At 73.7% G+C, this 21,733-nt stretch carries 13 protein-coding genes; 3 read left to right on the top strand and 10 right to left on the bottom strand.

From position 1 onward, the window contains the following. Positions 1 to 156 precede the first annotated feature (156 nt). From ABZ564_RS03570 to guaA, 3 genes are all read right to left on the bottom strand, one after another. On the bottom strand, positions 157 to 1,422 hold the full coding sequence (locus ABZ564_RS03570) for a hypothetical protein (RefSeq protein WP_360848774.1): 1,266 nt from the start codon (positions 1,420 to 1,422) through the stop codon (positions 157 to 159). A gap of 147 nt (positions 1,423 to 1,569) precedes the next feature. After that, positions 1,570 to 2,325 (bottom strand): class I SAM-dependent methyltransferase, encoded by a 756-nt coding sequence (locus tag ABZ564_RS03565; RefSeq protein WP_360848771.1) that lies wholly within the window; start codon positions 2,323 to 2,325, stop codon positions 1,570 to 1,572. Between the two features lie 229 nt (positions 2,326 to 2,554). Beyond that, positions 2,555 to 4,141 (bottom strand): glutamine-hydrolyzing GMP synthase, encoded by a 1,587-nt coding sequence (guaA, locus tag ABZ564_RS03560; RefSeq protein ID WP_360848768.1) that lies wholly within the window; start codon positions 4,139 to 4,141, stop codon positions 2,555 to 2,557. 375 nt (positions 4,142 to 4,516) lie between these two features. On the opposite strand from guaA, the gene ABZ564_RS03555 reads away from it, so the two are divergent. Further along, on the top strand, positions 4,517 to 4,825 hold the full coding sequence (locus ABZ564_RS03555) for a chorismate mutase (RefSeq protein ID WP_360848766.1): 309 nt from the start codon (positions 4,517 to 4,519) through the stop codon (positions 4,823 to 4,825). A gap of 382 nt (positions 4,826 to 5,207) precedes the next feature. Here ABZ564_RS03555 and ABZ564_RS03550 read toward each other — a convergent pair whose 3' ends face one another. The 7 genes from ABZ564_RS03550 to ABZ564_RS03520 all read right to left on the bottom strand — a co-directional run bounded on the left by ABZ564_RS03550 (position 5,208) and on the right by ABZ564_RS03520 (position 19,506). Further along, the gene (locus ABZ564_RS03550; RefSeq protein WP_360848902.1) at positions 5,208 to 6,926 is read right to left on the bottom strand and encodes a peptidase; all 1,719 of its coding nucleotides are present in this window, start codon (positions 6,924 to 6,926) and stop codon (positions 5,208 to 5,210) included. Positions 6,927 to 7,289: 363 nt separating this feature from the next. Further along, entirely contained in the window at positions 7,290 to 9,128 is a 1,839-nt protein-coding gene (locus ABZ564_RS03545) for a GMC family oxidoreductase (protein WP_360848763.1), read from the bottom strand. 55 nt (positions 9,129 to 9,183) lie between these two features. Beyond that, positions 9,184 to 10,812 carry a succinic semialdehyde dehydrogenase gene (locus tag ABZ564_RS03540; protein WP_360848760.1) on the bottom strand — a complete coding sequence of 543 codons (1,629 nt, stop codon included), beginning with the start codon at positions 10,810 to 10,812 and terminating at the stop codon, positions 9,184 to 9,186. Between the two features lie 133 nt (positions 10,813 to 10,945). After that, a complete protein-coding gene (locus ABZ564_RS03535) occupies positions 10,946 to 12,586 on the bottom strand; it encodes a serine/threonine-protein kinase (protein WP_360848757.1) in 1,641 nt (546 codons plus the stop codon). A 106-nt stretch (positions 12,587 to 12,692) separates the two neighbouring features. Then, entirely contained in the window at positions 12,693 to 15,560 is a 2,868-nt protein-coding gene (locus tag ABZ564_RS03530; RefSeq protein ID WP_360848754.1) for a protein kinase, read from the bottom strand. A gap of 203 nt (positions 15,561 to 15,763) precedes the next feature. Continuing rightward, on the bottom strand, positions 15,764 to 17,689 hold the full coding sequence (locus ABZ564_RS03525) for a serine/threonine-protein kinase (protein WP_360848751.1): 1,926 nt from the start codon (positions 17,687 to 17,689) through the stop codon (positions 15,764 to 15,766). A 110-nt stretch (positions 17,690 to 17,799) separates the two neighbouring features. Continuing rightward, a complete protein-coding gene (locus tag ABZ564_RS03520; RefSeq protein WP_360848748.1) occupies positions 17,800 to 19,506 on the bottom strand; it encodes a glycerol-3-phosphate dehydrogenase/oxidase in 1,707 nt (568 codons plus the stop codon). A gap of 246 nt (positions 19,507 to 19,752) precedes the next feature. Between ABZ564_RS03520 and ABZ564_RS03515 the strand changes: the two genes are divergently transcribed. Together ABZ564_RS03515 and ABZ564_RS03510 are read left to right on the top strand one after the other, a co-directional pair. Next, the gene (locus tag ABZ564_RS03515; RefSeq protein WP_360848745.1) at positions 19,753 to 21,015 is read left to right on the top strand and encodes a nucleotide sugar dehydrogenase; all 1,263 of its coding nucleotides are present in this window, start codon (positions 19,753 to 19,755) and stop codon (positions 21,013 to 21,015) included. A gap of 124 nt (positions 21,016 to 21,139) precedes the next feature. Next, entirely contained in the window at positions 21,140 to 21,670 is a 531-nt protein-coding gene (locus ABZ564_RS03510) for a hypothetical protein (RefSeq protein WP_360848742.1), read from the top strand. The last annotated feature ends 63 nt before the right edge of the window (positions 21,671 to 21,733 follow it).

Below are 21,733 nucleotides of genomic sequence, written 5' to 3'. Positions count from 1 at the left end.
TCGGGCCGGGGCCGCAGGCCGGGGAACACGGCACGGGCCGGGGCCGCAGGCCGGGGAACACGGCACGGGCCGGGGCCGCAGGCCGGGGAACACGGCACGGGCCGGGGCCGCAGGCCGGGGAACACGGCGCGGCCCAGGTCCGCAGACCAGGAGCGGTCAGTCGGTGACGTCGATCGCGACGCGGTTGGACTCCGTGCCCGCGGCCGTCACGACCTGCACCTCGACCACACCGGGCTCCACCTCGACCGGCACCGGCACGGTCAGCAGCGTGTCGGAGGGGTTCGCGAAGCCCCCGGTGACCGGTACCAGCGGGACGTGGACGTGGACCGATCCGATCCGCACGACGAGCCGGGCCAGCCGGTCCGGGGCCCCGGCGCCGGGCGGCACGAAGCCCGCGCCCCGGATCTCGATGTCGTCACCGGTCCGGATCGGCGCGTCCAGGTCGCCCGCCTCCCGGGACCGGACGACGGAGAGCACGACGGGCCGGCCGCCCTCGCCGTGCTTCCCGGCGAAGTAGACGGCCGCGGAGACGGCCACCAGGAGGGCCAGACCCCACGGCAGGTCGGGCAGCTGCTCGGGCCTGCGGGCCAGCCGGACGGCGGCGAACACCACGGCGACCGTGGACACCAGCACGTACTGCACATCGGTGAAGCCGCCGCGCCCCGAGTCGTCGGTCAGCAGGTCCGCCGCGCGCGGCCGGTCGGCCCGCAGCTTCTGCAGCCGCCCGGACAGCACCCGTACGCTCACCACCCGGCGCACGGCCACCGCCACGGCGCACACCAGCGCCAGCACGGACACCACGCCCGCGCCGCGTGCCAGGTCCAGGCCCTCGATCAGCTCGTCGCGCCGCGCGTGCCCGGAGGCGGCGGCCAGCTGGAGGGCGAGGACGAGCACGGAGAAGACGGCGAGCAGCACCCAGGACGCGGCGACGGCGCGCGAGGTGGAGAGCCGGTTGTCCTCGCCGATCAGCGGCGCGAGGAGACCGCCGCGTGCCCGGTGGACGTGGGCGGCGGCGGTCAGCAGCCCGGCGGTGACCAGTCCGGCGACCAGCCCGGCGGTACGGGCGTGGGTCCAGCCCGCCCCGATCGCGGTGGCCGCCTCGGCGAGGGCCAGCACGACGAGGCCGCCCCAGACGATCACCAGGGTGCGCTGCCACACCCGGTACAACCAGGCGTCCCCGGCCTCGCGACCCCGGTCGGCCACCTGGCGGGCGGACTCGGTCAGTTCGTCGGAGACCCACTGCCTGGTCGCGGAGGCGGACTGCGCCACCCCGGGGGGCAGCCCCTGCCCCGCCGCGAACTCGTCCCGCTTGGCCAGGAAGGCGGCCACCGCGCGCCGGTGTCCCTGGCGCGCCCCGTGCGGGCAGTCGCCGCAGGTGCAGCCGCCGCCGTGCGCACCCTGTCGTGCCTCGTCCAACGCCACCGAGAACGCCGCCCTTCCCCGCCCTTGTTGCCGCCATCGGTCGGCCAACTCGTCTGTGATCGCTGCGAATTGTGCCGTACCGGGCCGCTGGTTGCCGCATCGGGGCATGCCGGGCGGACCGGTTCGCCCACACGTTCGAACCTTTGCTCAGGCGCTGAGGACGAGGTAGGCGAGGCCGAGGGTGCCCCGGTAGCCGCCGTAGTAGCCGGTGCGCCGCTCGTCGACGGCGGCGACGACCCCGTCGTGCAGGGGGTGGGCCGGGTGGGCGAGCGCCCAGCGTTCGCCCCGGCCGATGTTGGCGTCCGACTCGAAGAGGTCCCATTCGCGCTGGTCGGCGGCGGTCACCTGGAGCGGCCGCAGCCCCGCCGCCTCGGCCCGCCGGATCAGGTCGAGCAGCGAGCCGAAGTCCCCGGGCTCGGCGCCGAGCCCGGCCAGCGCCCGTTCGTCGGGTTCCCGCTCCCAGAAGCCCTCGCCGAACAGCACCCGTCCCCCGGGCCGTACGGCCGCGCGCAGCGCCGTCAGCGCCTCGGTGGTTCCGCCGGGCCAGGCGTGCGAGGCACCGATGGACACGGCCAGGTCGTAGCCCTTCTCCGGCCACTCGGCGGCGGGCACCTCGTGGAACCGTACGCGCTCCGCGAGGCCCCGCTCCCCGGCGAGCGCCCGGCCGCGCGCGACGGCCTCCGGGTCGGTCTCGACGCCGTCGCCGGTGCTGCCGGGCGCCGACTCCACCAGGCGCATCAGCAACTCGCCCCAGCCGCTGCCGAGGTCCACGATCCGCGCGCCGGGCGCGGGGTCGCAGGCGGCGACGAGCCGGGCGCCGTGCTCATCGGAGAGCGGGGTGTTCCAGGTCAGGCGGTCGTTGCGGGCGGCGGACATCAGGGCGCGGATCTCATCGGACGACATGGAGGCGGAGCCTGCCACGGGCGACGGGCGCCCGCCACGCGTTTTCCCGCCGGTACGTGCCGCCGGCCGCCTCCCCACCCCGGACACGGCGATGCCGCCTCCCCACCCCGGACACGGCGATGCCACCACCCCACCCCGGACACGGCAATACCACCTGCCGGCCCCGGACACGGCGATGCCGCCGCCCGGTACGCCGGGCGGCGGCATCGTCAGGGCCCCGCGGGAACGGTCACTCCCACTCGATGGTCCCCGGCGGCTTGCTCGTCACGTCGAGCACCACGCGGTTGACCTCGGCGACCTCGTTGGTGATCCGGGTGGAGATCTTGGCCAGGGTCTCGTACGGCAGCCGCGACCAGTCGGCGGTCATGGCGTCCTCGGAGGAGACCGGGCGCAGCACGATCGGGTGGCCGTACGTGCGGCCGTCGCCCTGGACGCCGACGCTGCGGACGTCCGCGAGCAGGACCACCGGGCACTGCCAGATGTCGCGGTCCAGGCCGGCGGCGGTCAGCTCCTCGCGGGCGATGGCGTCGGCCTCGCGCAGCAGGTCGAGCCGGTCCTTGGTGACCTCGCCGACGATGCGGATGCCGAGGCCGGGGCCGGGGAAGGGCTGGCGCTGGACGATCTCCTCGGGCAGGCCGAGCTCCTGGCCGACCATCCGGACCTCGTCCTTGAACAGCTGGCGCAGCGGCTCGACGAGCTGGAACTCGATGTCCTCGGGGAGGCCGCCCACGTTGTGGTGGGACTTGATGTTGGCGGTGCCGGTGCCGCCGCCGGACTCCACGACGTCCGGGTAGAGCGTGCCCTGGACGAGGAAGGCGACCTCGGGGCCGTCCTCCTGGAGGATCTCCAGCTGGGCCTGCTCGAAGACGCGGATGAACTCGCGGCCGATGATCTTCCGCTTCTGCTCCGGGTCGGACACGCCGGCCAGGGCGTCGAGGAAGCGCTTCTCGGCGTCGACGACCTTGAGCTTCGCGCCGGTCGCGGCGACGAAGTCCTTCTCGACCTGCTCGGTCTCGCCCTTGCGCATCAGGCCGTGGTCGACGTACACGCAGGTGAGCTGGGAGCCGATGGCCTTCTGGACGAGGGCGGCGGCGACGGCGGAGTCCACGCCGCCGGACAGCCCGCAGATGGCGCGCTTGTCGCCGACCTGGGCGCGGATCGCGGCGACCTGCTCCTCGATCACGTTGCCCGTGGTCCAGGTGGGCTCGATGCCCGCGCCCCGGTACAGGAAGTGCTCCAGGACCTGCTGGCCGTGCGTGGAGTGCATGACCTCGGGGTGGTACTGGACGCCGTAGAGCTTCTTCTCGTCGTTCTCGAAGGCGGCGACCGGGACGACGTCGGTGGACGCGGTGACGGTGAAGCCCTCGGGGGCGGCGGAGCAGGCGTCGCCGTGCGACATCCACACCGACTGCTCGACCGGGGTGCCCTCGAAAAGGGTGGAGCCGGCCTTGGAGACGGTGAGCGGAGTACGGCCGTACTCGCGGGCGCCGTTGTCGTCGACGGTGCCGCCGAGCGTGGTCGCCATCAGCTGGAAGCCGTAGCACATGCCGAAGACGGGGACCCCGGCCTCGAACAGCGCGCGGTCCAGCGAGGGCGCGCCCTCGGCGTAGACCGAGGAGGGGCCGCCGGACAGGATGATCGCCCGGGGGTTCTTGGCCAGCATCTCGGCCACCGGCATCGTGGACGGGACGATCTCGCTGTAGACCCGGGCCTCACGGACGCGGCGGGCGATGAGCTGGGCGTACTGCGCGCCGAAGTCGACAACGAGAACCACGTCGGTGGCGGTGTCGGGGGCGGCGGGGGGTGCTGCTGGCACGGGCGGCCTTCCGGCGGTGGAGAGGGGTCGGTCCTCCAATTCTACCGGCGGCCGGAAGTGTCCCTCGCCGGACGACGGGCGGGGCCCGGGCCCGCTGCGGGCGCGAGGCCCGCGCGGCCTCGCGCCCCGAGCGCGCGCCGTCTCACGATCCGGGCCCGGCGTCGGCCCGGGGCCGGGATGGGGCCATACTGTCCCCATGCGTCAGCACACGACCTTCGTCTTTACCTATGGCATCCGGCCCGCCGGCTGCCATGGTCGTGCTGCTTGAGCAACTGACAAGCAACGTTCCAGGCGCCCCGGGCCGACAGGCCCGGGGCGTTCTGGCGTTCCGGGGCCTGTCGGCCCGGGGAGCCGCACCTCACCGGGAGACCCGTCATGAGCAGCACCAGCACCCCCGCCGCCAGGACCGCCGTCGAGGCGACCGGCGCCCGCACCGACGAGGCCGCGTCCCTGATCGGCGACGCCCGCACCCGCATCGACACCCTCGACGACCGGATCATCGGACTCGTCCAGGAGCGGATGGCCGTCTCCGCGGTGATCCAGGAGGCCCGGATGACGTCGGGCGGCCGCCGGGTCAACCTGTCCCGCGAGATGGAGATCCTGGGCCACTACCGGGACGCGCTGGGCAAGCCGGGCACCTCGCTGGCGATGACGCTCCTGGAGCTGTGCCGCGGCCGGGTCTGACCCCGGGGCTCCGCCGGGCCGCGGAGGCGCATCCCGGCCCGGACCGCGGAGGCGCATCCCGATCCGGGCCGGGGAGCCGCATCCCAGTTCGGGCGGAATCTCACCCGTACGGCGCGTGACCGGGCGCCGCGCGGCTTCGTTGGTCCCGGTGTCCGTGCCAGCCAGGGGCGGCTCTCGATGGGGACCACATGTGGCTCCGCCGGGGTGTGTGGCGTACCGCGTGTACGCCGTGGGACCACGCACCGGCGTGCGTGACCGGTCGGCAGGGGACAGCAGCCCGGTCACTCGGAGGGACCGTCATCCGGTCGCTCCAGGAAGCGGCCGGCTCCGGGGACGCCCGGGGCCGGCCGCTTCTCTTGGTACGGCCTCAGCCGGTACCGCCTCAGCGCGTCGCGCGCCGCCGCGCCACCGTGAACAGGACACCGCCCGCGACGAGCGCGACGAGGGCCGCACCGGACGCGGCGGACGCGGCGGTCCCGGTGGACGCGAGCGCGCCGCCCGAGCCGCCGGAACCGGAACCGGAGCCCGTCGTCCCGGTCACGCCCGACGAGGACGAGCCGCCCGATCCCGAACCGGAGCCGCTCGTGGCGCCGATGTCGCCGGAGCCGGTCGTGGCGCCGGTGTCGCCGGAGCCGCCGGTGGAACCGCCCGTGGCCGTCGAGCCGCCGGAGCCGGACTGACCCCTCACGGCGCCGGAGTCCTCGCCGTTGAGCTCCACGAACGCCCGGTTGTTGGCGGCCACGGGGTCGAAGGGCAGATCGGGGGCCTGGAGGTGGGTGTGGCGGACGACGACCTCACCGGTCGTCCCGGGGTCAGCCGAGACGAGCTTCAACCGGAAGGGCAGGGCGAAGTCGGCGTCCTTGCGGACGGACATGGGCGTGGAGCAGAAGTAGCGCGGGGCCTTCTCCTGGTTCTCGCGGTATTCGCCGTCCGTGGTCACACCCCGGCAGATGTCCGGCTTGGAGACGACGTAACTGCCGTGGGGCACGGTGAAGTCGACGGTGGCGACGTCCTCGCCGGAGCGGATGTACCCGACCCAGGCGGGCCCCCGGTTGCGGAAGCCCAGGGTCACCTCGACCGTGTCGCCCGCCTTGCCCCCGGCCTGGTCGCCGTAGGCCGCGAAGTCGGCGGTGTTCGCGGTTCGGAAGTCGGCCTCCTGCTGGTTGTCGCCGGGCTCCAGGTCGGCCGAGCGGACCGCCGGGGCCTTGCGCAGGGCCAGCGTCGCGCCCTTGCCGGGGCTGAAGCGGGCGCCGGCCCGCAGCGCCGCGCGGGCGTCGGTGCCGTCCTCGTCGACCCGGTAGAGGAAGGAGTCGTGGAACGCGTGGCCGGTGGCCCGCAGGACGGGCGGCTCGGCCAGCGTGTAGGTGGCACCGGGTTCGTAGCTGCCGGGGAAGGTGCAGAGCGCGGTGGTCCAGGCGCCGGCACTCCCCATGCCCAGGTCGTCCTCGCCGTACTCGCAGTTCTGGTAGCGCTCGGCGAACTCCAGGCCGCGCGTGTTGCGCAGGGTGAGCAGGACGCCCCGGGCGGCGCGGGTGCCGTTGTTGGTGAAGGTGACGGGCACCGGCTGGCTGTCGCCGGGCTCGAGCTCCGTCCTGAACGGCAGCCGCTTCATCGACAGGTCGGGTCCTCCGATGGAGACGTGCGCGGTGAACGGCCTGAAGGTGGCGCCCTCCGCCTCGGCGGTGACCTCGATGGTGCCGGAGTCGCCGTCCTCGCTGCCCGGGGCGGCGCTGACGTCGAGTTCGGCCAGGGTGTTCAGGCCGGGCCGGATCCCGTAGTCGCGGCAGACGGCGATGGTCCCGGTCCGCTCGCAGTCGAGGCCGCCGTCCTCGCCGAAGGACACGTCCGCGACGCCGGCCAGCTTCCCGAAGTCGAGGCGGACGGTGTAGGAGCCCTGGAAGGCGCCGTTCTCCTTGTCCTCGGACGGGTTGGTGACCGTGATGCCGAAGCTCGCCTTCTGCGGGGAGCCCGTGGCCGGATAAGGGTGCAGGGCCGTCTCGGCGGGGCCGCCGAGCGTGAACCGGGGGTCGGCGGCCTGCGCGGGACTGCTCAGCGTGAACAGCCCGGCGGCCAGCAGGCCGGCCGAGGCCAGGATGCCCATCACTCCGTGGAACGCGGCTCTCGGGGTCGTGCTTCTCATCTCGGGCCCTTTGGGGTCGTCGGGAGCTGTGTGACCGCTGTGGCAGCGACAGGGGGTACGACCGGGGGCAGGAGGGAAAAGTTGCCCGTGATCAGGTCACGGATCGGGCACGGTGAGTGAAGTGACGCACCTCACACGGGAATCTCGTCGGTGGGGGGACAACCATCGGGGCCTCCGGCAGGTCATGCATGCGGAACACCGGTTGTCGGTTGTTGTGCGACGGACCGGTTACAGCGTGAGGGGCTGCACTGGGAGGGGGGTGCAGCCCCTTCTGCTGTCCTGTGCCCGGGTCCTGTGCCTTCTCGGGCGCCGTCCTCTTCGGCGTCAAGCCTTGTCGGGCGTCGTCCTCTTCGGCGGCACCGCCGGCATCCCCAGGAACGGCAGCCTCAGCGCGCCGAACGCCTCCTTCGGGACCGCCGGAGCCTGCGGCTCCACCGCCGCCAGCCGCTCGTACGCCTCGCCCTGGGCCGGGCGGGGGTCCGGCTCGCCCTTGTTCGGCCAGAACGACATGGCGCGCTCCGCCTGGGCGGTGATCGTCAGCGACGGGTTGACGCCGAGGTTCGCGGAGACCGCCGAGCCGTCGACGACGGAAATGCCCGGGTGCCCGAACAGCCGGTGGTACGGGTCGATGACGCCCTCGGCCGCGCTGGCGCCGATCGGGCAGCCGCCGAGGAAGTGGGCGGTGAGCGGAGTGCCCATCAGTTCGCCGATGTTGGACCCGGGGAAGCCGTTGATCTCCTCGGCGAGCAGCGAGGCGCTTCGGGTCGCCTCGGCTATCTGTGTCGGGTTGGGGGCACCGTGGCCCTGCCGGGCGGTGAGCAGGCCCTTGCCGATGCCGCGCGGTTTGCGGTACGCGGTCAGGGAGTTGTCGAGCGACTGCATGACGAGGCCGATGATGGTCCGCTCCGACCAGCGCCGGTTGGAGAGCGAGCGGACGGCGAGCGTGGGGTGCTTGGCCAGGTTCCCGAACCAGGCGAGGACCCGGTGGGCGCTGTGGGGCACCTGGAGGATGGTCAGGCCGCCCATGGCATTGGAGCCCTTGCCGTAGCGGACGGGTTCGATGTGGGTGTTCTCGTCGGGGTGGATGGACGAGGTGATGGCGACGCCCCTGGTGAAGTCGGGCTTCGTACCGTGCTTCTTGCGGTAGCGCCGGTCGGAGGTCTGGGCGCCGACGAGGCCCTCGGAGTTGGTCCGGGTCAGCTCGCCGAGCCTCGCGGAGAGCCGGGGCAGCAGCCCCTTGTCCTTCATCGTGTGCAGCAGGGTCTGGGTGCCGTACGTGCCCGCCGCGACGACCACCTCGCGGGCACGCAGGTTCGTGGTCCTCGCCTTCCTGCGGCGGTCGGTGGGCACGGTGACGACGCGGTAGCCGCCCTCGGGGTGCTCGGTGACGGCGACGACGGAGGTCATGGGGTGGATGACCGCGCCGGCCTTCTCGGCGAGGTGGAGGTAGTTCTCGTTGAGGGTGTTCTTCGCGCCGTGGCGGCAGCCCGTCATGCACTCGCCGCACTCGGTGCACGCCTTGCGCGCCGGGCCCGCGCCGCCGAAATACGGGTCCGCGACCGTGCCGCCGGGCTCGGCGCGCGCCGAGCCGTCCGCGTCCTCGCCGTCGCCGAAGAAGACGCCGACCGGGGCGAGGTGGAAGGTGTCGCCGACGCCCATGGCCTCGGCGGCCGCCTTGAGGTGGACGTCGGAAGGGGTCGTCGTGGGGTTGAGCCGGACCCCGAGCATCCGCTCGGCCTGGTCGTAGTACGGCTTCAGCTCGTCCTGCCAGTCCGTGATGTGCGCCCACTGCCGGTCCTCGAAGAACGGCGCGGGCGGCACGTACAGCGTGTTGGCGTAGTTCAGCGAGCCACCGCCGACCCCGGCGCCGGCCAGCACCATCACCTTGCCGAGCAGGTGCACGCGCTGGATACCGAAGAGGCCGAGGGCGGGCGCCCAGAGGTAGTTCCTCAGGTCCCAGGAGTTCTTCGGCAGGGTGCCCGGGGTGAAGCGGCGGCCCGCCTCCAGGACGCCGACCCGGTACCCCTTCTCGGTCAGCCGCAGCGCCGAGACCGCACCGCCGAAGCCGGAACCGACGACGATCACGTCGTAGTCGTACGCGGCGTCGTCGTCGGCCGCACCGGTCGGCCGGTCCTGATTCTGGGCAGGGCTGTCCTGGGACATGGCACTCCTCGGTACGAAAAGGACAGAAGTGGTGCGGGGGCGCCCTCGGAGGGGCTCAGCGCAGGCGGAACACCTTCATCGCCTTCAGACTGCGGGTCATGAACGCCGCGTACCTCTCGTCGTCCATCCCGAAGGACGGGGCGAGCGGGATCAGCCGCTGCTGGGCGACGGTCTGGGCCTCGGTGTACTTGAGGATGCCCTCGGAGCCGTGGCGGCGGCCGAGACCGGAGTCCTTCATGCCGCCCATCGGGGACTGCACGCTGCCGTACGCGGGGGCGTACCCCTCGTTGATGTTGACCGTGCCGGTGCGCAGCCGGGCGGCGATCCGGTGGCCGCGCCGGCCGTCCTTGGTCCAGACGCTGGAATTGAGGCCGTACGGGGTCGCGTTGGCCAGCTCCACGACCTCGTCCTCGTCGCGGAAGCGGTAGATCGAGACGACCGGGCCGAAGGTCTCCTCGGTGCAGACGGCCATGGGCGCCTCGACGCCGTCCAGGATCGTCGGCTCGTAGAAGAGCGGGCCGATGTCCGGGCGGGCGACCCCGCCGGCCACCAGCTCGGCGCCCTTCTCGACGGCCTCGGCGACATGCCGGCTGACGGTCTCCAACTGCCGTTCGCCCACCAGCGAGCCCATGTCGGCGCCGTACGCGAGGGCGCTGCCGAGCCGCATCGCCTTCGTACGGGCGGCGAACCGCTCCACGAAGTCGTCGGCGACCGACTCGTGGACGTACAGCCGCTCGATGGAGATGCAGAGCTGGCCCGCCGAGGAGAAGCAGGCGCGGACGGCGCCGGCGGCGGCCTTCTCCACGTCGGCGTCCGCCAGGACCAGCATGGCGTTCTTGCCGCCGAGCTCCAGCGAGACGCCGACGAGCCGGGCAGCCGCACCCTGGGCGACCTCGCGGCCGGTGCGGGTGGAGCCGGTGAACGAGACGTAGTCGGCGTGCTCGACGACCTCCGGGCCGACGACCGGTCCCTCGCCGAGGACGACCTGGAAGACCTCGGGCGGGAGCCCCGCCTCGATCAGCAGGTCGCGGGCCCACAGGGCGGTCAGCGCGGTCTCGGTGTCGGGCTTCATCACCACGGCGTTGCCGGAGACGAAGGCGGGCAGCGCGTCGCCGACGGACAGCTCGAAGGGGTAGTTCCACGGCGCGATCTGGCCGATGACCCCGCGCGGCTGACGCAGCTCGGTGACCTTGGTGAGGGTCGGCACGACACCGGTGTGCCGCTTCGGCTTCAGGTACGCGGCGGCGCTGCGGCCGTAGTGGCGGGCGGCGACCGCGACCGCCTGGACCTCCTCGTGGGCGTGCAGCCGGGCCTTGCCGGTCTCCAGCTGGATGAGGTCGAGCACCTCGGACTGGCGGCCGATGACCAGGTCGTGGAAGCGCAGGAGCACGGCGGCCCTGGCCCGGACCGGCAGAGCGGCCCAGGCGGGCTGGGCGGCGCGGGCGCGCGCGAAGGCGCCGGCCACGTCCTCGGGGGTGGACTCCGGCAGGTCGGCCAGCTTCTCACCGGTGAACGGCGTGTGGTTGGCGGTACAGCCGGAGCCGTTGACGCCGCGCGTCAGCCGGGCGATCACCTCGGGCGTCACGACGTCGGCGGCCGTGCGCACGCCCGCGGGCGCGGGGGCCACCGGATTGGTGCCGACAGCGGCGGCGGAGGGGGACGTGGAGGCCTGCGAGTCCGTCATGGGGGCGAGAGTACGTCGGCCGGAAGGCTTTGGGTACCCGTGGGTAACACCTTTTCACCGACTCTCCCGGAGTCCCGCCACACGCCTGCCGACCCAGCCAGTGATCACTGGCGGCATAAGCCCTGATCAGGGGCTATTCATCGGCCGGCGGGCGCCAGCTGCGGAGAATCGCGTGGAACCGGTCGCGGGTCTCGTCCCAGTCGTCCGCCGGGCCCGTCATGTAGAGCGCGTACTCCGGGCCGCCGTCCTGCGCGAAGTACATCTGGTCGATGGCGTGCCGCGCCTCGCCGTCCTTCTCGGTCCAGGTGAACTCCCAGATGGATCCGGTGTACTCGCGGTAGACGTTGCTGTTCAGCTCCAGCCTCCGGTACTCCGGCAGGCGGGCGCCGAGGCTCTTCTCCAGTTCGATCATGTGGTCGTAGGGATGGTCGTGGTCGGGGGCCGGGTCGGCGCTGACCCGGAAGTAGTGCACGCCCCCGTCGGGGCTGTAGTCGATGTTGTTCTCGTTGACCTCGCGCTCCCAGCCCTCCGGCAGCAGGACGCTGAACCCGGAAGGGTCCACCACGCGCCGCCAGCCGTCCGGCACCTCCTGCGTCACCGTGTCCCCCGAGGGCGAGCCCGTCGGGGTCGGCGTGGCCGGCCCCGGGGTACGGGGGTTCGGTGAGCCCGTGCCGCCACTCGTGGCACCGGCCGCCTCCGTCCGGTGCGCGTACAGCATCGCGGCGATCCCCGCGCCGCCGCCGAGCAGCGCGGCCAGGACGAGGACCAGGACGGTCGTACGCCACCGGCCGCGGCGGGCGGCCGGGCCGGGCGCGGGCGGCGCGGCGGGTCCGGGCCGGGACAGCCGGGCGGTGCCGCCGGGGGCCCCGCCCGGACCCCCGCGCAGCATCTCCTCGGAGACCTGCTGGGTCGGGACGAAGGCCTGGGCGGCCCGGGGCGTGCGGCCCTCCATGGCCTCAAGGAGCATCCGCTCGGTCTCCGCCGCCGACGGTCGGTCCTCCGGCTCCTTGCGCAGCAGCGCGACGATGACGGGGGTGAGTGCCCCGGCCCTGGCGGGCGGCGGCGCTTCCTCGGCGACCACGGCCTGCATCGTCGATATGGGGGACGTCCGGCGGAACGGCGAACGCCCCTCGACGGCCGTGTACAGCGTGGCGCCCAGCGACCACAGGTCGGACGCGGGGCCCGGGTCGCCGCCGCGTACCCGCTCGGGCGCCAGATAGTCGATGGACCCGACGAGTTCACCGGTCCTGGTGATGGTGGAGTCGCCCTCGATCGCGGCGATCCCGAAGTCGGTGAGCAGGACCCGGCCGTCCCGGGCGAGCAGCACGTTGCCCGGCTTCACATCGCGGTGCAGCACACCGGCCCGGTGCGCGGCACTCAGGGCGCCCAGCACGTGCAGCCCGATCCTGGCCGCCTCGCGCGCGTCGAGCTCGCCGGACTCCTTCGCCCGGTCGGCGAGCGACGGGCCGTCGACGTACTGCATGACGATCCACGGCCGGTCGTCGTACTCGACGACGTCGTGGACGGTGACGACACCGGGGTGGGTGATCCGGGCCGCCGCCCTGGCCTCCTTCTGGGTCCGGGCGTGCAGCACGACCCGGTCCGGTTCGGCCACGTAGAGGCCGGCGGTCAGCTCCTTGACGGCCACCGTGCGGTGCAGCACCTCGTCGTGGGCACGCCACACCTTGCCCATCCCGCCGCGTCCGAGGACGTCGCCCAGCCGGTACCTCCCGGCCAGCAACAGCCCCGCTTCCGCGCCCTGTGATCGATCCACCTGTGTCCCCGCCCCCGTTGCTCCGGAAGACAGGTTACGGAGCGGACGCGCGGCCACGGAACCTCGCACCGCCCACGAGACCGCACTGTGACGCAGATCCTGTGCTTCAGCCCGTCACGCGGTAGGAGAGGCTGGCCTGTTGGTAGATCTCGGTGATCCGGTCGCGCTCGTCCTCGGGGCCGATGACCTGGAGGATGTGGTACCGGCCGCCGACGAGCATCACGAGGTTGCGGACGTACACCTCGCGGCCGTTGGCGTCCTGCCAGGTGAACTGGCCCTCCGCCATGGCCTGTCGGCCCACGTCCGTACGGCGCAGCCCGCTCGCCGACGACCAGCTGGAGTCGCGGAACGGCTTCAGCTCCGGTTCCTTGTCCCGCTGGTAGTCGAGCGGGTCGCCGCCGTTGGCCTTCGCGGTGTCGCGCCCGGGGACGATGAGCACGCTGAACCCGTCGCTGCCGTAGCGGACCTGGCGCTCCGCGTTGGCCGGGCTGCGCTGCCAGCCCCGGGGCAGCCCGACCTCGAAGCCCTCGGCGTCCTTGCGCAGCGTGTAACCGGGTGCGAGCGCGGCGGCGGACCGGCTGGTCTGCGGCTGCTGCGCCCCGGAGGACCCGGCCGGTGACGGCTTCTTCGGCTTCGACGCGCTCGGCGCGGGTTCGGGCGCCGCGGAGGCCGGCGGCGCGGAGGCGGTACGGGAGGGGGCGGCGCCGGTCCCCTCGCCCTCGTCGGCCTTGGGCATGAACAGCACGGCGTACGCGATCGCCGCGACGAGCACCAGCAGGATCAGGACGAGCAGTGTCCGGCCCAGCCGGCGCGGCTCCCCGTCCTGCCGCAGCGCGCGGGGCTCGCGGGGTTCTCGGGGCGCCTTCAGCCGTGGCTCGTGGTGCGTGACGGCGGTCCGGTCCACGGTGTCCCGGGTCTGCCGGTGCCGGGCGTGCGTCCCGCCGCCGCGACGGGCCCGCCGCTTGCGGACGAGCTCGCCGCGCCGCCGTACGACGGGCAGCCGCGTGGCGTCCTCGGCGGGCAGCGGCACGACGTCGAACCCGGCCTCCGGTTCCGGCGCCGACCGTACGAGGGAGCGCAGCCAGCCGCTCAGCTCCTCGACGTCGGGCCGCTCGGTGGGGTCCTGGCGCAGCAGCGACTCGACGACCGGACGCAGCGGACCGCACTCCTCGGCGAAGGCGGGCGGTTCGCCGCAGACCATCTGGACCAGCTCGGGCGCGCTGTCCTCCGGGTAGGGCGCGTGCCCCTGGACGGCCCGGTAGAGGAGCGCGCCCAGGGCCCACAGGTCGGTGGCGGGACCGATGGGCGGGGCGAGCTGCCAGTTGCCGTGGACGGGCCCGGCCTGTTCGGGCGCCCAGCGCTCGGTGACCGCGCCGACGACGGCGATCCGCGCCTGCCGCGCCCGCTCGGCGGCGAGGGCGGTGGCGGGGCCCCGGTAGCCGCCGGGCCCGCCGGGGCCCTCGGCGTCGTCGTCCCACCGCGCGGCGGGCGCCTCGGGCCCTGCGGCGTCGGGGTCGTACGCGTCGCGGCCGTACGCGTCCCGGCCGGCCGGCGGCAGTTCGGCGCGCCCGCCGGGGGCCGCCCCCCGCCGTGCGGCGTCGGCGCGCAGCGCGTCCTCGCGGGAGCCGCCCGCCGGTACGGGGCGCCCGGCGGCGGGGCCGTCGTCCCAGGTACCGGTCAGGTGCAACCGCCGCGGCGGCGGCCCGCCGTCGTCGTCCTCGTCGTCCTCGTCGCCCTCGTCGTCGTAGGGGTCGGCGTCGTAGGGCGGCACCTGGCCGTACGGTCCGGGCGCGTCGGGGTCGCGCACCCAGCCACCGGGCAGCTGCGGCAGCTCGGGGCGGGGGTGCGGCGGGGTGCTCCAGGAGCGGCCAGGCACCGACGCCTCGTCCCGGCCGTCGCCGTACTCGTCGTCCCGTGCCGGCGGAAGGACGCTCCAGGGCTCGGGCTCGGGGTCCGACGCCGGGTCCGGGCCGTCCCCGTACTCGTCCTCCTGGGCCTCCGGGCCGTCCCCGTACTCGTCGTCCTGGGCCTGCGGGCCGTCCCACCACGGGCGGCCGGGGTCCGACGCCGCATCCGGGCCGTCCCCGTACTCGTCGTCCGCTCCCTGCGGACCCGCGCCCTCACGCGCCCCCGGCGGCAGCGCCGCCCCCGTGGCGCGGGCGCCCGCGCGCGTGCCCGCGCGGTACGCGGCGATCGCGCCGGCCCGGGCGCGGGCCGCGCTGTCCGTGCCGGGGGCGGGCACCGCCTCGCCGTACGGGCGGGACTCGATCGCGGCGGGGCCGCGCGACGCGGGCAGCCGGCCGGCGTCGGAGGCGGGCGGCACGTAGGGGCCGGTGGGCCCGGTCTCGACGGCGGGGCCGCCGTACCCGTCCTCGTCCGGCTCCTCGTCCTCCGGGCGCGGCACCGGGCTGTAACCGCACAGCGCCTCCTCGGCCGCTCCGGCGGCGAGGCCGGTCAGGACGACGCGTCCGTCGTCGCAGACGAGCACCGTGCGTGCGGTGATGTTGCGGTGGGTCCAGCCGTGCGCGTGCAGCACGCGCAGCGCGGTGAGGACGTCCGAGCCGATCTCCGCGGCCCGGTAGGGATTGAGCGGGCGCTCCGCGAGCAGGGCCGCCAACGGGCGGGACGCGACGAGTTCGCTCACTATCCAGAGCGAGCCCGCCTCCGCGAAGACGTCGAAGACCTGGTCGAGGCGCGGGTGGTCGGGCACCTGGGCCGCCGCCTGGGCGGCCTCGACGGCACGCCGCACGGCGGGGTCCGCGGGCCGCCGGACCGCGCGCGTCGCGGCGGACGTCCGGCCGTCGCCCTCGACGAACTCCGCGTCCACGACCTCGGGCAGCGGCACCTGACGGACCAGGACCTCCTGTCCGCTGTACGTGTCGAAGGCCCGCGTCTCGACGAGTTCGTACGCGTCGGACGGAGGCAGCGGAAGGCGGTAGCGGTCGGCGAGCACCCGACCCGCGTAGTCGTCCACGCCACCTCCCCAGAGCGCGCTGTCCCCCGGTCACGAAGACCGCGTCGAATGGGTCGATCACAGTCGCTTGCGGTGCAATCGACCGTGTGTTTCGGCTGCGTACGGTCTCCGGGCTCTCACCATACGTGGCCTACGGCGGCCGCGCCGCAGGGTCGGCGCAACCCGGCCGCCCGGCTACCCCCCGAATGCGGCCGGCCCCTCCCTCAGTCGACCGGCTCGAACGATCCGAACGCGGTCTTGCGGAGCGTCCGGCACTCCTTGCCGTCCCACTCGTCGGCCTTGCAGCTGATCATGATCGCGTACCCGTGGTCGCCGTCGACCTTGAAGCCCCGGTTGAGCACCCGGACCCGCTGTCCGTGCTGCGTACGCTCGAACTGCCAGTCGGCGACGGTCGGGTAGCCGTTGTACTGCACCTTCTCGATGCCCAGGTGGTGGTAGTTCGTGCTGGAGGCGGCGACCCCGCCCCGGGCGGAGTTCCACGAGGCGGCGGCGTCGTTGCCGGGCGAGGAGGTGTAGTCGACCTGGAGGCGGGGGAAGCCGCCGTCGGCGTCGTAGATGGCGCCGGCGCCCTGACCGGACGTGGTGTCGAAGCGGAAGCCCTTGGGCATCGCGATGGAGAAGTGGAACCGCTTGTTGGTGACCGTGCGGTAGCCGGCGGGCACGGCGTCCTCGGCCTTGCCGCCCTTCTTCCCGTCCTCGTCCTGCTTGTCGGCGTCGTCGTCCTGCCCCTTGCCCTTGCCCTTGCCCTCGTCCTGGCCGGTGTCCTGCTCCTTGCCGCCGTCTCCCTGCGCGGCGTCGGACGAGCCGGCCGAGGCGCCGGTGCTCGGCGCCCCGGCGGGGGCGGAGGCGCCGGTGCCCTTCGCGCCGGAGTCGTCCGGCTTGTCGTCGCCGCCGAGCGTGAGCGCCAGCACCACGCCGAGGACGGCGAGCACGATGACGGCCGCGATGACCGCGAGGGTGCGGCGCGACACCACGTCCGTGAGGGAGGCCCGGGGCGCGGTGACCGGCGAGGAGGCCGGGCGCTGCGGCGGTACGGCCCGGGCGGGGGACGCGGAGGCGGGGGCCGGCCGACCCGGCACGGGCGGTGCGGTGACGGGGGCGGCGGCCGCATCGGCGGCGGGCGTCGTCCTGGCGTTCCGCACGGAGCGCAGCGCGCCGCGCAACCGGTCCCGGGTGCCCTCGCCCGTCTCACCGGACCCGGCCCCGGCGCCGCTCTTGGGCAGCGCCATCACCTGGGTGGCGTCGGCCGGGGGCGGGACCGGGCGCTCCGGCTGCTCGAAGGAGCTGATCACGTCGTTGAGCAGGGCGCGCGCCCCCGCGTCGTCGAGCCGCTGCTCGGGGTCACGGGCGAGCAGCCCGTAGATGACCTCCTCCAGCGGGCCCGCGTTCTTCGGCGGGTCCAGCGGCTCGGTCATCACGGCGGTCAGGGTCGCGATGGCGGAGCCCTTGTCGTAGGGCGGGCTGCCCTCGACGCTCGCGTACAGCAGGCCGCCCAGCGACCACAGGTCGGCGGGCGGGCCAGGCTTGTGCCCGCGCGCCCGCTCCGGCGAGATGTACGAGGGGGCGCCGACGAGCATGCCGGTGGAGGTGACCGACGGGTCGCCCTCGACCTGCGCGATGCCGAAGTCGGTCAGCACGACCCGGCCGTCCTCGGCGATCAGCACGTTGGACGGCTTCACGTCACGGTGCAGGATGCCCTCGCGGTGCGCCGAGCGCAGCACGTCGAGGAGGGCGAGGCCGATCTCGGCCGCCCGTTTCGGCGTCAGGACACCGTCCTCGCGCACCGCCTCGGCCAGCGATCTGCCCTCGATGAGTTCCATGACGATCCACGGCCGGTCGTCCTCGTCGACCACGTCGTAGACCGTGACCGCGCCGTTGTTCCGGATGCGCGCGATCGCCTTGGCCTCGCGCAGCGTACGCGTGATGAGCCGGCGCTTCTCGTCCTCGTCGATGGCCGAGGGGAATCGCAGTTCCTTGACCGCGACCGTGCGGCCCAGCGTCTCGTCGACAGCACGCCAGACCGTGCCCATACCGCCCCGGCCGAGCACCTCCCCCAGCCGGTACCGCCCCGCAAGGAGCCGTCCGTCCTTGTCCCGTTGGGGCTCCCGTGCCTGCTCCGCCTCCGACATGCGTCCCCTCTGCGATCAACCCGCCCTGGCAGAGCGTTCATTGTCCCCTACCCCGGGACCGGCCCGGGGGCCGGGGTGAGAGACGGTCATGACGGGGCCCGAGTCCCGGATCACAGCGGGACGATGTCCGGGGCCCCCAGCCGCGCCGCGTCCGCCGTCAGGTCGTCCGGCTGGCGCTGCGACTCGCGTTCCGCCTCCACCCGCTTCTCGTAGTGCGCGACCTCCCGGTCGATCTGGCCGGCGTCCCAGCCGAGGACCGGCGCCATCAGCTCGGCGCAGAGCCTGGCCGAGCGGGTGCCCCGGTCGAAGGTCTCTATGGAGATCCGGGTGCGCCGGGTCAGTACGTCGTCCAGGTGACGCGCCCCCTCGTGCGAGGCGGCGTACACGATCTCGGCCTTGAGATAGTCGTCGGCGGCCGGCAGCGGCTCGCCCATCACCGGGTCGGCGACGATCAGCTCCAGGAGCTCCTCGGTCATCGAGCCGTACCGGTTGAGCAGGTGCTCCACCCGGGCGACGTGCAGGCCGGTGCGGGCGGCGATCCTGGCGCGGGCGTTCCACAGGGCGCGATATCCCTCGGCGCCCATCAGCGGGACGTCCTCGGTGACGCAGTCCGCGACCCGCTGGTCGAGACCGTGCACCGCCTCGTCGACGGCGTCCTTGGCCATCACCCGGTACGTCGTGTACTTGCCGCCCGCCACGACGACGAGGCCGGGCACCGGATGGGCGACCGTGTGCTCGCGCGAGAGTTTGCTGGTGGCGTCCGACTCGCCGGCCAGCAGGGGCCGCAGGCCCGCGTAGACGCCCTCGACGTCGTCCCTGGTCAGGGGGGTCGACAGGACCGCGTTCACATGTTCCAGCAGGTAGTCGATGTCGGCGCTGGACGCCGCCGGGTGCGCCTTGTCCAGGTCCCAGTCGGTGTCCGTGGTGCCCACGATCCAGTGCCGGCCCCAGGGGATGACGAAGAGCACGGACTTCTCGGTGCGCAGGATCAGGCCGGTGGAGGAGTGGATGCGGTCCTTGGGGACGACCAGGTGGATGCCCTTGGAGGCGCGGACGTGGAACTGGCCGCGCTCCCCGATCAGCGACTGGGTGTCGTCCGTCCAGACCCCGGTCGCGTTGACCACCTGTTTGGCCCTGACCTCGTACTCGCCGCCCGCCTCGACGTCCTCCACCCGGGCGCCGACGACGCGCTCGCCCTCCCGGAGGAAGCCGGTCACCCGCGCCCGGTTCGCCACCCGCGCGCCGTACGCGGCGGCGGTGCGCACCAGCGTGGCCACGTAGCGGGCGTCGTCCATCTGGGCGTCGTAGTACTGCAGGGCCCCCACCAGGGCGTCCCGCTTCAGGGCCGGCGCGACGCGCAGGGCCCGGCGGCGGGAGAGGTGGCGGTGCACGGGCAGGCCCCGGCCGTGCCCGGAGGACACCGACATCGCGTCGTACAGCGCTACGCCGGAACCGGCGTACAGCCGCTCCCAGCCCTTGTGCTGCAACGGGTAGAGGAAGGGCACCGGCTTCACCAGGTGCGGGGCGAGCCGTTCGAGCAGCAGCCCGCGCTCCTTCAGCGCCTCCCGGACGAGGGCGAAGTCGAGCATCTCCAGATAGCGCAGCCCGCCGTGGATCAGCTTGCTCGACCTGCTCGACGTGCCGGACGCCCAGTCGCGCGCCTCGACCAGCCCGGTCGAGAGTCCTCTGGTGACCGCGTCCAGCGCCGTGCCGGCACCGACCACGCCCGCCCCCACGACCAGCACGTCCAGTTCGCGCTCGGCCATGGCGGCGAGCGCCTCGGCGCGTTCCGCGGGTCCCAGTGTGGCTGTCCTCACTGCTGCCTCCCGGTGGATCGGGGTGGTCCGGCACGGAATGCGGCCCCGACCGTGCGTTCGGCGCCTGTGCCCACAGACCGATTCTGTCCGGGCTCGGCGACTTCAGCCACCGCCTGTGGACAACACCCGGACGACAAGGCCGCAGAATGCGACATATAGGTCATATTTACGCCTAACCTGACATGGCGCTGTCCACAGCGGTTGCGCTTTCTGTCTCCTGGTCTTAAGGGAAGGACGGCCACCCACGTGCCTGCAGACCTCGCCGTCATCGGACTCGGTCACCTCGGCCTGCCCCTCGCCCAGGCCGCCGTCCACGCCGGCGTCCAGACCATCGGCTACGACACCGACCCCCGGGCCTTCGCGGAGGTCGCCGCGGGCCGCGCCCCGGTCGAGGGATCGCTCCCGGCGTCCGACATCCGCCGCATGCTCTCCCTGGGCTTCCGGCCCACCACCGACCAGGCCGAGCTGGGCCGGGTCCGCACCGCCGTGATCTGCGCGCCGACCCCCCTCGGCCCCGACCGCACCCTCGATCTGAGCGCCGTCGGCGACGCGGCCCGCGCCCTGGCCGCCCGGCTGCGCCCGCACACCACCGTGCTCCTCGAATCGGCCGTGCCCCCCGGCACCACGGAGAACCTGCTGCTCCCGATCCTGGAGGCGGGCTCCGGGCTGCGCGGCGGGCGCGACTTCCACCTCGCCCACTCCCCCAGCCGGCTCGATCCCGGCAACCGCACCCACGTCTACGCCAACACCCCCAAGGTCATCGGCGGCCTCACCCCCGCCTGCACCGAATCGGCCGCCGCCTTCTACGGCCGGCTCACCGACAAGGTGGTCCGCGCCAAGGGCCCGCGCGAGGCCGAGATGACGAAGGTCCTGGAGACCAACTTCCGGCACGTCAACATCGCCCTGGTCAACGAGATGGCGGTGCTCTGCCACGACCTCGGCGTCGACCTCTGGGACGTCATCAGGTGCGCCGAGACCAAGCCCTTCGGCTTCCAGCCCTTCCGCCCCGGCCCCGGCGTCGGCGGCCACGGCGCCCCGGTCGACCCGGGCCACCTCCCGTACAACAGCCGTATCCCCGGCCCGCCGTTGCGGATGGTCTCGCTGGCGCAGGAGATCAACGACCGGATGCCGCAGTACGTGATCCAGCGCTGCGCCACCCTCCTCAACGAACACGGGAAGGCCGTGCGCGGCGCCCGGATCCTTCTCCTCGGCGTCACCTACAAGCCCGACCTCGCCGACCAGGAGGCGTCCCCCGCCCGCGAGATCGCCACCCGGCTGATGGACATGGGCGCCCAGATCGGCTTCCACGACCCGCACGTGCTGGACTGGCGTGTCCGCCAACTCCCCGTCCCCCGTGCCGATTCGCTCTACGAGGCGGCGGCCGGCGCGGACCTCACCGTGCTGCTCCAGCACCACCGTACGTACGACCTCCAGGGCCTCGCCGTGAAGGCGCAGCTCCTGCTCGACACCCGCGGCGCGACCCCCGCCGGAGCCGCGCACCGGCTCTGATGACAGGCCCTCAGCCCAGTTCTCCCAAGGATTTCGGTGGGCCCATGTCGGAACCGACTGCTAGCCTGCGGCGTCACTCCTCGCACAGCAGTGCGTGAGAACGTCCCCAGGGGGAGATCCCAGCATGAGTCAGTCCGTACCGCCGCCGAACCAGCCCTACGGCGGTCAGCCCCAGGGCGGCAACCCGTTCGCCGGCCAGCAGCCCGGCGCCCCGTTCGGCGCCCCCGCCCCGTTCACCCCGGCCCCGCCGGCGCGCAACAACGTCGCGCTCGGTGCCGTCGTCGCGCTCGTCGCGGCCCTCGTCGCGGCCGGGATCTACGGCGCGATCATCGGCGCCACGGAGCACGAGATCGGCTACGCGGCCGTGGGTGTCGGCGCCCTCGTCGGCTTCGCGGCCGGCAAGCTCGGCGGCCGCAACCCCGCCCTGCCGGTCATCAGCGGTGTCTTCGCGCTGCTCGGCGTCTACCTCGGCCAGATGCTGGGCGCGGCGATCATGATCAGCAACGAGTTCCCGCTGTCGGTCACGGAGATCCTGTTCGACCACTTCGGCGACCTGAACACGGCGTGGAAGGAAGAGGCCGACTTCCTGAGCTTCGTCTTCTTCGCGATCGCCGCCGTGGTGGCGTTCTCCACGGCCCGCAAGACGGCCGACTAGTCACGGACGATCCGTCCGGACACACCGGAGGGCCGGGACCGCGGTCGCGGTGCCGGCCCTCCG

The organism is Streptomyces sp. NPDC019224 (assembly GCF_040632605.1).
Classification (GTDB): domain Bacteria; phylum Actinomycetota; class Actinomycetes; order Streptomycetales; family Streptomycetaceae; genus Streptomyces.
This window is presented reverse-complemented; position numbering and strand designations above follow the sequence as displayed.

Bases quoted from the DNA above. Each gene is read 5' to 3' on its own strand.
- ABZ564_RS03565 (WP_360848771.1), bottom strand. From the start codon at position 2,325: ATGTCGTCCGATGAGATCCGCGCCCTGATGTCCGCCGCCCGCAACGAC.
- ABZ564_RS03555 (WP_360848766.1), top strand. From the start codon at position 4,517: ATGAGCAGCACCAGCACCCCCGCCGCCAGGACCGCCGTCGAGGCGACC.
- ABZ564_RS03550 (WP_360848902.1), bottom strand. From the start codon at position 6,926: ATGGGCATCCTGGCCTCGGCCGGCCTGCTGGCCGCCGGGCTGTTCACG.
- ABZ564_RS03545 (WP_360848763.1), bottom strand. From the start codon at position 9,128: ATGTCCCAGGACAGCCCTGCCCAGAATCAGGACCGGCCGACCGGTGCG.
- ABZ564_RS03540 (WP_360848760.1), bottom strand. From the start codon at position 10,812: ATGACGGACTCGCAGGCCTCCACGTCCCCCTCCGCCGCCGCTGTCGGC.
- ABZ564_RS03525 (WP_360848751.1), bottom strand. From the start codon at position 17,689: ATGTCGGAGGCGGAGCAGGCACGGGAGCCCCAACGGGACAAGGACGGA.
- ABZ564_RS03510 (WP_360848742.1), top strand. From the start codon at position 21,140: ATGAGTCAGTCCGTACCGCCGCCGAACCAGCCCTACGGCGGTCAGCCC.